Source organism: Sphingomonas sp. AC522 (genome assembly GCF_979258125.1).
Genome location: NZ_OZ409836.1, coordinates 2,725,434 through 2,738,116, shown reverse-complemented (window position 1 = coordinate 2,738,116; position 12,683 = coordinate 2,725,434). Strand labels below are relative to the sequence as shown.

The window sequence follows — 12,683 nt, the reverse complement described above, 5'->3', positions numbered from 1 at the left end:
CCTTCCTTCCCCGGGGAAGGCCGGGGCCCAGACTTGGTGCGAAGCACCAAACGCGGCGTCGCGCGTGAAGTTCGAATAGCCCCGGCCTTCGCCGGGGAACCGCAGATGCCCCGCTTCAGCTCCGATAATCGGCGTTGATCGAGATGTAGCCGTGGGTGAGGTCGCAGGTCCAAACCGTGGCGCGGCCTTCGCCTAGCGCGAGATCGACGCCCACGCGGATGTCGCGGCCCTTGAGGTGTTCGGCGACCGGCGCTTCGTCATAGCCTTCCACCGCCAGCCCATTTCGCGCGACCTGGGTTTCGCCGAAACGGATGGCGAGCTTATCGCGTTCGGCGGGCTCGCCGGCCTTGCCGACTGCCATCACAACGCGGCCCCAATTGGCGTCTTCGCCGGCGATCGCGGTCTTCACCAGCGGCGAATTGGCGATCGACATTGCGATCACATGCGCGCTGCGGTCGCTCTCGGCGCCTTCGACTTCGACCGTGATCAGCTTCTGCGCGCCTTCGCCGTCGCGGACGACGAGCAAAGCAAGCTGGTGACAGAGGTCGGTGAGCGCGGCGCGGAAGGCGTCGGCGCCGTTGCTATCGGCATCGGCGAGCGGAGCATTGCCGGCCTGGCCGGTGGCGAAGGCGAGGACGGTGTCGCTGGTCGAAGTGTCGCTGTCGACGGTGATGCACGAGAAGGTTTTGACATTAGCGTCACTTAGCGCGGATTGCAGGAATTCAGGCTGAACTGCGGCGTCGGTGAAGATGAAGCCGAGCATCGTCGCCATGTCGGGCATGATCATGCCCGAGCCCTTGATGATCCCGGTGAGTGTCACCGTGCGCCCGTCGACCACTGCCTGGGTGACTGCGCCTTTTGCAAAGGTATCGGTGGTCATGATCGTCGCAGCGGCGTCTTCCCAGCCGCAGGGCTGAGCAGCGAAGGCCGCGTCGAGGCCGGCTTCGGCCTTATCGATCGGCAGGGGCACGCCGATCACGCCGGTGGAGGCAACGAAGATGTCCGATGGATCGCAATCGAGATGCGCAGCGGCGCGCGCGGCGATCGCCTCGACCGCGGCACGGCCGCGGTTGCCGGTGAAGGCGTTGGAATTGCCCGCGTTGACGACGAGTGCGCGTGCCCGGCCCAGTACCAGAGCCTTGCGGCACCATTCGACTTCGGGCGAGGGACAGCGGCTCTGGGTGAGAACGCCGGCCACGCTGGTGCCGGGATCGAGCGTGACGAAGGTCAAGTCGCACCGGTCCCAGGTCTTGTAGCGTGCACGCGCCACGCGCAGCGTGACGCCGGCGATCGGCGACGTGACGGGGAAGGGAAGTGCGAGGGGGGAGCGTTCCGTGGACATCTTTTGACCTGCTGATACGGTGGCGCTGCTTCGGGCAGCACAGGATAAAGATCAATGATTTTGGCGATGACGCTGGCAATAACCCTGCAAGCGGCGACGGTCGGCCAGGAGACGGCGGCACGACCGCTCCAGCCGAAAACGCCGATATATACATGGGTATCGTCCGACGATTATCCGGCGCGGGCGCTCACCAATGGTGCTTTCGGCGCGACGAAGTTTCAGCTCGATGTGGATGCGACCGGCAAACCTGCCGCCTGCCACGTCCTTAACACGTCGGGGTTCTGGGCGCTCGACCGGCGAGTTTGCTGGCTGATGATGAAGCGCGCCGCGTTCGTGCCGGCGCTCGACTCGAATGGTGCGCCCATCGCAGCTATTTTTCGCAGCAATTTCACCTTCCGTAACAGAGATGCCGATCAAGGGGATTGGTTGAAACTGGTCAAGGAAGTCACCGAACCCAAGCTGCTCGAAGTGACCGTACGGAAGCTGCCTGCAAGCTATAAGGAGGCGCCACTGATCCGCGTCCGCTTCGAAGGCACGAAGCCGGCGGAGTGCGTGGTCGAACTGCGCAGCGGCAGCACGGCGATCGATAGCGCTGCATGTGCCCAGGCGATGATCGTCGCGCGTTTGCCGGAGACGAAGGGCGTAGGCTACAGGCCTCCCGACACTCGGATTTTCCTTGTGCCGTTTTCGTCTGAAGCATCGCCGCCGCCATAAGCTTTGAGGTTGTGCTCTGATGGGCGGCTGTTAGAAAATTGATTGAATTACGGAGAGGTTTTCAATGTTGCTCGTCACCCTGCTCGCGCTCGCTTCCGTCCAGGCCGCGGACGATGCTGCGCCGCCCTCAATGCTGACGGTCACCGTCAAGAAGCTGCCCAAGGATTTCAAGGAAGATCCGGTCGTCTCGGTGAGCTTCACCGAAAAGGGCACGGTTGCTTCGTGCAAGCTGGCCAAAGCCAGCGGCAATGCTTCGATCGATCGCGTCGCCTGTGCGCAGATGATGGCCAATGGCAAGGTCACGCCGGAAGGGGGGAAGACTCCCGCGTCGCGCGACACGACGGTCACTTTCCTGCAGGAAGCGCCCAAGGGCTGAGACACCGCGGCGCCGATTTCCATTGGCGAACGCGCGGCCAGACACTATGTCGCCAGACGATCCGCGCGCAGATGCCTGTGCGCGGGCGTTTTTTGCAGGACTGACGCTTGGAATTGCTGCTTCTCCTGACTGCGTTTTTCGCAAGCCTGACCGGTTCCGGTTCGGGCGATCGCGAATTGCGCGCAGTGCAGGGCGTCGCGGTAGTGCAGGCAGCGCAGGCCGCGCAGGCTGCTGTCCAGCCCGCGCGTGCGGCCAAAGCGGTTGCGACCGCCGGAGCGGTCCGCCCCGAGCGTGCGATCCTGCCGCTTGGCCAGGCAGCGCCACTGGCGAGCCTGCATTTCCCGTTCGAGCGCCGGCTCGAGTGAGCCTCTTGCGGCGCGCCTGATCGCGCTGCTTTTCCATGCGCTTTTCCAGCGGACGCCGCGCATCGGTGTGACCGCCGGCCCATCCCATCTTAGATTACGACAGGAATTCCCATGCTCTCCGGCCTGGCCAAGACCATCTTCGGATCGTCCAACGAACGTTATGTGAAGTCGCTCGGCAGCATCGTCGCCAAGATCAACGGCTTCGAGAACACCATCTCGGCGATGACCGATGACGAGCTTGCCGGTCAGACGGCGAAGTTCCGCGAGCGGCTGGCGAATGGCGAGAAGCTCGACAATCTGCTTCCCGAGGCGTTTGCCACGGTGCGCGAGGCGGCCAAGCGCGTGCTCGGCCAGCGGCATTACGACGTGCAGATGATCGGCGGCATCGTGCTCCATCGCGGCGAGATCGCCGAGATGCGCACCGGCGAGGGCAAGACGCTGGTGGCGACGCTGGCGACGTATCTCAACGCGCTGCCGGGCGACGGCGTCCACGTCGTCACCGTCAACGACTATCTTGCCGCACGCGACGCGGAATGGATGGGCCGGGTCTACAAGTTCCTCGGCATGACGGTGGGCGTGATCGTCCCCAATCTGACCGATCAGGCGCGCCGCGACGCCTATCATTCGGACATCACCTACGGCACGAACAACGAGTTCGGCTTCGATTATCTGCGCGACAACATGAAGTATGACCGTCAATCGATGGTGCAGCGCGCATTCAATTTCGCGATCGTCGACGAAGTCGATTCGATCCTGATCGACGAAGCGCGGACCCCGTTGATCATCTCGGGCCCGACCGACGACAAGTCCGAGCTCTACATGCAGGTCGATGCGATCGTGCGGCAGCTCGACAAGATCGATTACGAGATGGACGAGAAGCAGAAATCGATCATCCTGACCGAGGACGGCACCGAGAAGGTTGAGCGCATGCTCGAAGCCGCGGGGATCCTGGTCGGCGCGAACCTCTACGATTTCGAGAACACCCAGGTTGTCCACCACGTCAACCAGTCGCTGCGCGCCAACATGATGTTCAAGCGCGACATCGATTATATCGTGAAGGACGACAAGGTCGTCATCATCGATGAATTCACCGGCCGCATGATGGACGGACGGCGCTGGTCGGACGGTCTCCACCAGGCCGTTGAGGCCAAGGAGGGCGTCCAGATCGAGCCAGAGAACCAGACCATGGCCTCGATCACCTTCCAGAACTATTTCCGCATGTATCCCAAGCTTTCGGGCATGACCGGGACCGCGGCGACCGAGGCGGCCGAGTTCTTCGACATCTACAAGATGAACGTCGTGACGATTCCGACCAATCTGCCGGTCAGCCGCGTCGACGAGGAAGATGAGTTCTACAAGACGACCGAGGAGAAATTCCGGGCGATCGCCAAGAAGATCAAGGAGCATGCCGCGACGGGTCAGCCGGTGCTGGTCGGCACGGTCTCCATCGAGAAGAGCGAGATGCTGAGCGAATTCCTCAACAAGGAAGGCGTGGACCACGCCGTGCTCAATGCGCGCCATCACGAGATGGAAGCGCATATCGTGGCGCAGGCCGGCCGCCTGGGCGCGGTGACGATCGCGACCAACATGGCAGGCCGCGGCACCGACATCCAGCTCGGGGGCAACCTCGAGTTCCGCACGCATGACGAGCTGGAAGGCTTTGAGGAAGGTCCGGCGCGGGAGGCCGCGATCGAACGGATCAAGGCCGAGATCCAAGTCGAGAAGGACGCCGTGATTGCCGCCGGCGGGTTGTTCGTGCTCGGAACCGAGCGCCACGAGAGCCGTCGCATCGACAACCAGCTGCGCGGCCGTTCGGGTCGCCAGGGCGATCCCGGGCTCAGCCGTTTCTACCTCAGCCTCGACGACGATCTGCTGCGCATCTTCGGTTCGAACACGCTGTTCGCCAAGATGATGCGCAACAATATCGAGGACGGCGAGGCGATCGGCAGCAAGTGGCTGTCCAAGGCGATCGAGACCGCGCAGAAGAAGGTCGAGGCGCGCAATTACGACATCCGCAAGCAGGTCGTCGAATATGATGACGTGATGAACGACCAGCGCAAGGTGATCTACGAGCAGCGCGCGGACATCATGGACGCCGATACGGTCGGCGATGTCGTGATCGACATGCGCTCGGAGACGGTCAATGCGATTGTCGGCGATGCCTGCCCGCCCAACAGCTATCCCGAGCAGTGGAACCTGGAGGAGCTCAAGGAGAAGCTCGCGGCCGTGCTTAACGTGGAAGTGCCGATCGAGGACTGGATCAAGGAAGAGAGTGTCGAGCCCGAGATGGTCGAGGAGCGCGTGCGCGAGGCGGCCGACCAGCTGGTCGAGGCCAAGGCCGCCGAGCTCGAACCCGAGACGTGGCGCCAGGTCGAGAAGTCGATCCTGCTCCAGAGCCTCGATCATCACTGGAAGGAGCATCTCGCGATGCTCGACGCGCTGCGCCAGGTAATCCACTTGCGCGCTTATGCGCAGAAGACGCCGATCAACGAATATAAGCACGAGGCGTTCGCGCTGTTCCAGCGCATGCTCGAGACGATCCGCGAGGACGTGACGCGCACGATCGCGATGGCCCAGTTCCGCATGGCGCCGCCGCAGGACCTGCCCGAGCTGCCGGACTTCCTGACAACGCATATCGACCCGCTGAGCGGCGAGGACGACACCTATGACTATGATGGCGGGGCGACGGGCAATGTGCTCGCGCAGCTGCCGCCAATGGCGATCCCGCAGCCCTCGGGCGCGGACCTGCCGACCGATCCGGCGGAGTGGGACGGGCTGGTCAGCCGCAATGCGACTTGCCCATGCGGCTCGGGGCTCAAATACAAGCACTGCCACGGCCAAGTGGCTTGATCTGATCTCCCTCCCTCGCCGAAGCGAGGGAGGGAGATGAGCATTAGCGCGCTTGCGGGGTTACGATCGTCGGACCGAGGCGATCGATGACTTCGCGCGCATCGAATGCGCGGACGTTGCCGCCGGGCTTGGGTCCGCGGCCGGTGATGATCTCGGCCATCGCTTCATATTGCGTGACAGTGCGGTAATCCCAGTCGCGATCCCGCCAGAAGGGATCATCGAAATAAGGGTTCCAGCTCCGCCAGCCCATGCGCGGGCGATAATAGCGCCAATAGGGGTTCCAATAGCCGTAAGGGCCATCTGCCCAGGTCGGCCCAGTGCGGTAAGTCGTCGTCTTGGATTCGGTATCGCGATTGACCAGGATGAAGTGGTCGGCGCCGCTCTGAACGGTCAGCTCGGCAGCGCGGAAGAGCAAGTAACGCTCGACCGTCTCACGCGCAGTGAGGCTGTTGCCGCGGAAGCTGACCTGGAAGCGGTTCGATTCCAGTTGCTGGTCGGAATAGCCGCCAGCGGATGCACTGGTGGCGGGCTGGTATGGCGTCGCGGTCATGCAACCGCCGAGCGCAACGCTGCTGAGCAACGCTATAGCCAGCGCGAAGCGCGGGCGCTTTAAGTTGTTGATATGCATAGATCCTCCGGGGGTGCAGGCGAAAGGGCAGGGGTTCTGTTCTTACGCAAAGCGAACGCGCACGGATGCCGTTTAGCTCCACGGCGAACCGTGGCGCGCGGACGATTGATCGAGGCTGAACGTGAAGCGATTCAGGCAATCCGTTCAGGTACTTCCATTGCATCTTCCGCCAGCGCCTCGCGCGGGGCCATCGCTTCCCAAGGGAAGACGAACCAATCCTTCTGGACCGCGCGATCGATGGGGCGGAAGCGATATTCGACCTTCTGTGACGACTGGATGTTATCCATGAGCACGGCGAACCGGATATGCTCCTGCACGGCACCTTCGGCTGCAAGCGCAGCGCGCAGTTCGCCGATGGTCTTGCCGCTATCGTTGATATCCTCGACGAACAGCAGCCGATCGCGGTCCCGCGTGCGCTGGGCGAGGACTGCGACCAGTTCGTCGCCGAACTGGGCGATCTTGGTCGAATAATCGATCGAGACCATCGACAGCCCCATCCGGTGCGACAGGAACACGGCGGGGGTGAGCCCGCCGCGGCCGACGCCGACGAGCAGCGAGGGATCCCATTCGCCAGCCGCCTCGGCGATCGCATGAACGCCGGCGACCATGTCCTCATGCGTGAAGGGCGTGAAAACGATATCGGTCATGCGTGCGTCTCCACATAGGCATCGAGCTTGGCGAGATGGTCCGCGACCGCCTCGTCGGGCAGGAACGAGCCGAGGAAGGAATTGCGCGCCAATGTGACCAGCTGGCGCTTGTCGAGCCCGCGCCCGCCGGCAATGGCGCGGTAATTGTCGGCGACATAGCCGCCGAAATAGGCAGGATCGTCGGAATTGACGGTGGCGCGCAGGCCCAACTCCAGCATCCGGTCAATCGGGTGGGCATCGATCGAAGCGACGTTGCAAAGCTTGACGTTGGATAGCGGGCAGACCGTGAGGGTCATGCCCGAGCGCGCCAGGCGGGCGACGAGGCGCGGGTCTTCAAGGCTGCGATTGCCATGGTCGAGCCGATCAATCTGGAGCAAATCGAGCGCTTCCAGCACATATTCGGGCGGACCTTCCTCGCCGGCATGCGCGACGCGCTTGAGGCCCATCGCCGCAGCGGCGGCGAAAACGCGCTCGAACTTGGAAGGGGGATGGCCGACTTCTGACGAGTCCAGACCGACGCCGGCGATCTGTTCGATCCAGGGCTGGGCCTGGTTGAGCGTCTTGAACGCGGCGTCCTCATCAAGGTGGCGGAGGAAGCAGAGGATCAGCTTGGAGGTGAGGCCATGCTTGGCCTCGGCATCGGCCATGCCCTGGAGCAGGCCATTGGCAACGACGCCGAAGGGGATGCCACGATCGGTGTGCGTTTGGGGATCGAAGAAGATTTCGGCATGGACGACGCCATCGGCGGCGGCGCGATCGAAATAGGCCAGCGCGAGGTCGCGGAAATCGTCCTCGGTGCGCAGCACGTTGGCGCCGGCATAATAGATATCGAGGAAATCCTGGAGATTGTTGAATTCATAGGCCGCGCGGACCTCCTCGACCGAGGCGAAGGGGATTTCCACGCCATTGCGCTGGGCGAACTCGAACATCTGCTCGGGCTCGAGGCTGCCTTCGATATGCAAATGGAGCTCGGCCTTGGGCAGGCCGGTGATGAAGGTGTCGAGATCGGTCATGCCGGAGAGCATGTCAGGCGGGGCGCGGAGCCGCAAGCGGGCGCGGGCGTTCTTCAGCCATGCCTTCGACGGTGATCCGCAACTGGAAGTATGACGAAGCCGAACAGCGGCTCGACGTGCTCTTCGTCAGCGGCAAGCGCTACAGCTATCACGAGGTCCCACCCCAAGTTGCGGAGGAAATGCGCGCGGCCTTCTCGAAGGGAAGCTATTACAACCAGAATATCCGGGATCAGTTTCGCTTTACACGACCCGAGGGAGAATAGTCCAAAGCGGACAATTGATACCAAGATAAGCTGGACTCCCGAGATCTTTTGTTCCTGTTGATTGTCTTGATTATCAGGGGCGGGAGGGAAGAATGGCGGATCAGCCACTAAGGATATTATGCGTCCACGGACTTGGCGATCATCGAGCCTCGGATTGGCAGGTAAAATGGCCAGAGGCGGTAAGGGCCGCCTTCCCGCAAGTAGAGGGTGTCGCGCTCGACTTTCACTTTGTTTCCTATGACGATATTTTTGCTGATACCGATATCTCGTTCTTCGAGAGCATGGAGGCGCTGGGCAAATTAGGCTTTAGCGGCGTATCGAGTATCGCGCGACGAAGCCGTGGTGTTTTCTCGTCGATTTCGGATCGGATTAAATGGACCGCCGGCTATGTGGTCGCATGGGTCGAGGATGACGAATTCAAGAAGCTCAGCAGGGCGCGGATATTGGAAGCCGTCGCCGCGCATCAGCCCGATATTATCCTTGCCCACAGTCTGGGTTCGCTTCTGACCTATGATGCATTCTCGCACCCCGACGCGGCGGCGGTAAGCGAGATACTGAACAAGGCGCATTACCTCACTTTCGGGTCTCAGATCGCTAACCCGTTCGTGGTCCGAAACCTTACCAACGGCCGGGTACGGCCACTGGACGTCGGATTCTGGCATCACCTGTATAATTGCAACGACGACGTCTTTACGGCGCCGATCCAGTTATGGGACGCGACCAATTTTCGGCAGGTGGAGACGCCGTTCGAGGAAGAGGGCGTTGGGGACCATTCCGCCACCTTGTACCTAGGGCATGCAGCCACGATCGAGAATGTCTGGCGGGCGATCGGACGCCAGACCCTGGGCGTGCGAGCGTTTGCCGCCCCCAAGCAGGTGCTGAAGGCATTGCCCCTCGATCGTCCGCCGCAGGTCAGACGCCAGCGCGCGCTGCTGATCGGGATCAACGAATATCCGAATGCGGCTGATCGTCTCGAAGGTTGCGTCAACGACGTCTTCACGATGAGCAAGACGCTGCAGCAATGCGGCTTTCCGCCTGAATCGATACGCGTATGCCTCAACGAACGCGCGACCGCCGAAGGGATATTGAGCCGGATGAAATGGTTGCTCGACGATCCGCGGCCGGGGGACGAGCTGATATTCTATTATAGCGGGCACGGCGCTCGCATCCCCGAATATGGCGAGGAATATGAGCCCGACCATTATGTCGAAACGCTGGTACCCTACGATTTCGACTGGTCGCCGCCGACTTCGATTACCGACGACCAGATTTTCGCGCTCTACAGTCAGTTACCCTATGAGACGCGCTTGGTAATGATCTTCGATTGCTGTCATTCGGGCGGCATTCACCGGGACGGCGCAGCACGGGCGCGCGGCATCATTCCGCCCGACGATATCCGCCACCGCGAACTGAAGTGGGATCGAAAGACCAATATGTGGGTCTCGCGCGATTTCACTCGGATCAACGAGGACTTCACTGCGAGCAAGAAGGTCGCGGTAGACTATTTCGGGAAGGAGGGAACGACGCGGCGGCTGGGGCGCGCATCGATGTTGCGCGGACTTTCGTCCTCGAAATATGCACGCCTGAAAAAGGACGACAAAGCGCCGTTCGGCCCATTTCTGCCGATCATCATCGAGGCCTGTGGCGAGGAGCAGTTCTCGTACGAATATCGGCACGGCGCGACGAGCTACGGCGCCTTCACCTTCAGCCTCTCGAGCATCCTCGAGCGCGAAAAGAAAATCACGTTCGAAGAACTGATCAACAAGACCCGCGATCAATTGGCCGACCTGAAATACGATCAGGTCCCGCAGATCCTGGGGCCGACGGAGATACTGAAATATCCCGTGCCGTGGTCGAACGAATAGCCTGCTTGCAAGCGTCGCGAAAAAGACTGGCTCCCCGGGCCTGATTCACGAAACATGGCGTTCCCCTCGGTAATGCATCAGTTTTTGGGTCGGTCGTTCGGGTGAGGCCCCCAGCAGGGCCCCTAATTTAGTTGGCGATGGGCGGTGGTCGGCGCGGGCGTTCCTTCAGCCAGTCGCGGATGCGCTCGCGCTCCCAAGCCACCAGTCCGCCGCCAAGATCGATCTCGGCGTGCGGGAAATCGCCGGCCTTGATTCGCCGGTAGATCGTCGCCTTGCTGAGTCCGGTGGTGGCCGCGACTTCCTTCAGCCGCATGCACCCCTCGAGTCGGGGCGGGTTGCCCAGATCGCTCATGGCTTTGCTCGCTCGAGGAGCGGGGCTGTGTCCGCCGTCTCGGGCGCGCCGTCAGCGAACTGCAGGATTGGATGGACCCAGCTCATGATGCCGGCATCCATGCCTTCGAGCACTTCGGGCGACTGATCGAGGAAGACGCGAGCGACCAGATCGCATTGTTCGCCCACCCGCTTCTTCGCCCAGACCGCGGTGGTGTTGCGGCCGACGAAGGGCATTGCGAGCTCGAGGCGGTGCTCGGCCGAGAACAGGCGGAAAAGCGCGGCGGTGGGACTGAAGGCGTCACGATCGCGCAGCGCGTCGTTGCCGGCGATCGCCGTCTCCAGCGCGACAGCATCGTGCAGCGGGATGCGATAGCCGTCGACGTTGAGCGAGCGCTCGAGCGCGATGCAGGCAAGCAAAGCGGCGGCGTCGTTCTTCGCGGTTTCGCCCAGATCTCGAAAGAGGCCGAAGGCCCCCACCTGGTCGGGGAGGGTAAAGCATGGCCAGGCTGCGACATCGGCGAGCGCTTCGGCATAGCTGCCCATCGTCGTGCCTTTGATGAGCTCGCGCGCGGGCTCGTCGTCGCGCTCCGGCTGGGCCAGGGGGCGCAGCCCGATCACCGCGCTGCGATCGTTGGTGAGGATCAGGCGCAGCTGGCCCCAAGTGAAATAGTCCCGCGCGACCTTGCCACCGTCGAATCCATCGGTGATCAGGATCTCGCGGAGCAGCTCCCGGCGAAGCGAGCGCATCGACTGCAGCCCTTCCTGCGTGAGCCCGTAATCGCCCTTGGCGCGCTGTTCGGCGATCGTGCGCGCGACGAAGGCCTCGCCGATCGGCGCAGAGATCGCTTCGCCGTCGGCAAGCGGTCGCGACAGATCCGGACCCTTGGCGCGCAGCGACTTGGGGGCCGGCGCCGGCTTGTGCGGCGACTTGGCGGCATCGGCACGGGCCTTCTGGCTCGGCCACCAGAAGCGGATGGTGGAGACGCCGGTATCGTCCAGATCGAAGGTGGCGACGATGTCACCCTCAGGCAGCGGTATCGGCCGCTGGGCCTCGATCTCGGCGATACGCCGCTCGTTGGGAAGATAGACCGCATCGATCCGCGCCACTTGGGCCTCCATGCCGGGGAGGACTTCGCCGCTGCCCGGATCGAGGAACTGGACGCTTTCTTCTTCCAGCCGGTCTTGGGCGGCGCGCAGATCGGCGAGCTCGACTTCGAGCCGCGCATCGATCGTGCCTGCGGGGGGCACGATCTCGAGCGACTTGTCTGCCATCTGGAACTCGGTCTGCGGCGGCTTCACGACGAAGCGGAGATCGGGGCGGCCGGAACGATCGCGCGTGTCCTTGAGCATTGCCTCGCGCTTGGCCGCGGCGAGCTCGCGCAGCAGGCCTTCGTCGGCGACATGGCCGCGAAACTCATCGTCCTCGGCGTAGAGATCGAGTTCGAAGGATCCGCCCTTGTCGCGATAGGCCTCCACGCCGACGAAGAGCAGCAGGCGGGTGAGCTCGCGATCGCCGATCTTGAGCAGCTGGCGGATGGACGCCGGCGTACGCTGCGCCGCGGGCAGCTTCTGGAAATCGGCGAAGGCCTGCATCTGCAGCTTATCGTCTTCCACGGCGGCGAACGCCTTGGCAGCGTTGATGTCGATCCGGTCCTCCGCAAAGGCCGCGAAGATCGGCTGGGGCAGCATGCCAAGGCGGACGCCGCGCTTTACCCAATCGACATCGGGCTGGCCGAGGCCGTCGGCGATCTGCTCGTACGTCGAGCCGCGGCGCTTTGCCTGGGCAAGGGCGGCGTATGTCTCGTACGGATACAGATCGACGCGGACCAAGTTCTCGGCCGTGGAGAGCTCGATCAGCTCAGCTTCGGTCATCCCTTCGCGGACGACGGCGTCGATCGGGAAGGCGGCGGGAAGCTTGCCTTCGCCGATCAGCGCCTTGATCGCGCGATAGCGGCGCCCGCCGCCGATCGCGCCGAACTTCCGCCCATCCGGCATGGGATGGACGATGATCGGCATCAGCAGGCCGTGCTTGAGGATCGAGCCCTTGAGCCCGTCGATCTTGGCGATCGAGCGCTTGTCGGTGCGGGCATTGTACGGCGAGACGCATAGCTCGCCGATCGTGAATGTTCTAACGGTCATGGGCGTTCTCCGGTGTTGGAGGATGCAGGCGCGCCGGCGGTGACCGCCGCCGGCGTGCCGCTTTCGCTGGGCCGGCGGTCGTCGCGAACGAGCCAGTCTTCAGGGTTAAGCTCGAAAAGGCTGCGGCCCATTCGGGCGTCGGCGAACG

At 62.9% G+C, this 12,683-nt stretch carries 13 protein-coding genes; 6 read left to right on the top strand and 7 right to left on the bottom strand.

What is annotated here, in order from left to right; translation table 11 throughout:
- Window positions 1-115 precede the first annotated feature (115 nt).
- On the bottom strand, window positions 116-1,342 hold the full coding sequence (gene argJ / locus ACZZZM_RS13755; protein ID WP_463595654.1) for a bifunctional glutamate N-acetyltransferase/amino-acid acetyltransferase ArgJ: 1,227 nt from the start codon (window positions 1,340-1,342) through the stop codon (window positions 116-118).
- Window positions 1,343-1,396: 54 nt separating this feature from the next.
- Between argJ and ACZZZM_RS13750 the strand changes: the two genes are divergently transcribed.
- The 4 genes from ACZZZM_RS13750 to secA all read left to right on the top strand — a co-directional run bounded on the left by ACZZZM_RS13750 (window position 1,397) and on the right by secA (window position 5,647).
- Window positions 1,397-2,056, top strand: coding sequence for an energy transducer TonB (locus ACZZZM_RS13750; protein WP_463595653.1), 660 nt, complete (start codon window positions 1,397-1,399; stop codon window positions 2,054-2,056).
- Window positions 2,057-2,120: 64 nt separating this feature from the next.
- Window positions 2,121-2,432, top strand: coding sequence for an energy transducer TonB (locus tag ACZZZM_RS13745; RefSeq protein ID WP_463595652.1), 312 nt, complete (start codon window positions 2,121-2,123; stop codon window positions 2,430-2,432).
- Window positions 2,433-2,539: 107 nt separating this feature from the next.
- Window positions 2,540-2,797 carry a hypothetical protein gene (locus tag ACZZZM_RS13740; RefSeq protein WP_463595651.1) on the top strand — a complete coding sequence of 86 codons (258 nt, stop codon included), beginning with the start codon at window positions 2,540-2,542 and terminating at the stop codon, window positions 2,795-2,797.
- Window positions 2,798-2,908: 111 nt separating this feature from the next.
- Window positions 2,909-5,647, top strand: coding sequence for a preprotein translocase subunit SecA (gene secA / locus ACZZZM_RS13735; RefSeq protein ID WP_463595650.1), 2,739 nt, complete (start codon window positions 2,909-2,911; stop codon window positions 5,645-5,647).
- Window positions 5,648-5,690: 43 nt separating this feature from the next.
- Here the strand turns inward: secA and ACZZZM_RS13730 are convergent, their stop codons facing one another.
- The 3 genes from ACZZZM_RS13730 to ACZZZM_RS13720 form a co-directional block, all read right to left on the bottom strand.
- Window positions 5,691-6,275, bottom strand: coding sequence for a CC0125/CC1285 family lipoprotein (locus ACZZZM_RS13730; RefSeq protein ID WP_463595649.1), 585 nt, complete (start codon window positions 6,273-6,275; stop codon window positions 5,691-5,693).
- Between the two features lie 131 nt (window positions 6,276-6,406).
- Complete coding sequence (locus ACZZZM_RS13725) at window positions 6,407-6,922, bottom strand: phosphoribosyltransferase (RefSeq protein WP_463595648.1); 516 nt, start codon at window positions 6,920-6,922, stop codon at window positions 6,407-6,409.
- Complete coding sequence (locus tag ACZZZM_RS13720) at window positions 6,919-7,935, bottom strand: adenosine deaminase (RefSeq protein WP_463595647.1); 1,017 nt, start codon at window positions 7,933-7,935, stop codon at window positions 6,919-6,921. Before ACZZZM_RS13720 ends, ACZZZM_RS13725 begins: the two co-directional genes overlap by 4 nt.
- A gap of 59 nt (window positions 7,936-7,994) precedes the next feature.
- Here ACZZZM_RS13720 and ACZZZM_RS13715 point away from each other — a divergent pair, with 59 nt between their 5' ends.
- Entirely contained in the window at window positions 7,995-8,198 is a 204-nt protein-coding gene (locus ACZZZM_RS13715) for a KTSC domain-containing protein (RefSeq protein ID WP_463595646.1), read from the top strand.
- A gap of 92 nt (window positions 8,199-8,290) precedes the next feature.
- Entirely contained in the window at window positions 8,291-10,063 is a 1,773-nt protein-coding gene (locus tag ACZZZM_RS13710; RefSeq protein ID WP_463595645.1) for a caspase family protein, read from the top strand.
- A gap of 127 nt (window positions 10,064-10,190) precedes the next feature.
- Here ACZZZM_RS13710 and ACZZZM_RS13705 read toward each other — a convergent pair whose 3' ends face one another.
- From ACZZZM_RS13705 to ACZZZM_RS13695, 3 genes are read right to left on the bottom strand one after another with little or no spacing between them, the layout of a single operon-like run.
- The gene (locus ACZZZM_RS13705) at window positions 10,191-10,415 is read right to left on the bottom strand and encodes a helix-turn-helix transcriptional regulator (protein ID WP_463595644.1); all 225 of its coding nucleotides are present in this window, start codon (window positions 10,413-10,415) and stop codon (window positions 10,191-10,193) included.
- Window positions 10,412-12,535 carry a ParB/RepB/Spo0J family partition protein gene (locus tag ACZZZM_RS13700; RefSeq protein ID WP_463595643.1) on the bottom strand — a complete coding sequence of 708 codons (2,124 nt, stop codon included), beginning with the start codon at window positions 12,533-12,535 and terminating at the stop codon, window positions 10,412-10,414. The genes ACZZZM_RS13705 and ACZZZM_RS13700 overlap by 4 nt, the downstream gene beginning before the upstream one ends.
- Window positions 12,532-12,666 (bottom strand): hypothetical protein, encoded by a 135-nt coding sequence (locus ACZZZM_RS13695; RefSeq protein WP_463595642.1) that lies wholly within the window; start codon window positions 12,664-12,666, stop codon window positions 12,532-12,534. Before ACZZZM_RS13695 ends, ACZZZM_RS13700 begins: the two co-directional genes overlap by 4 nt.
- Between the last annotated feature and the right edge of the window lie 17 nt (window positions 12,667-12,683).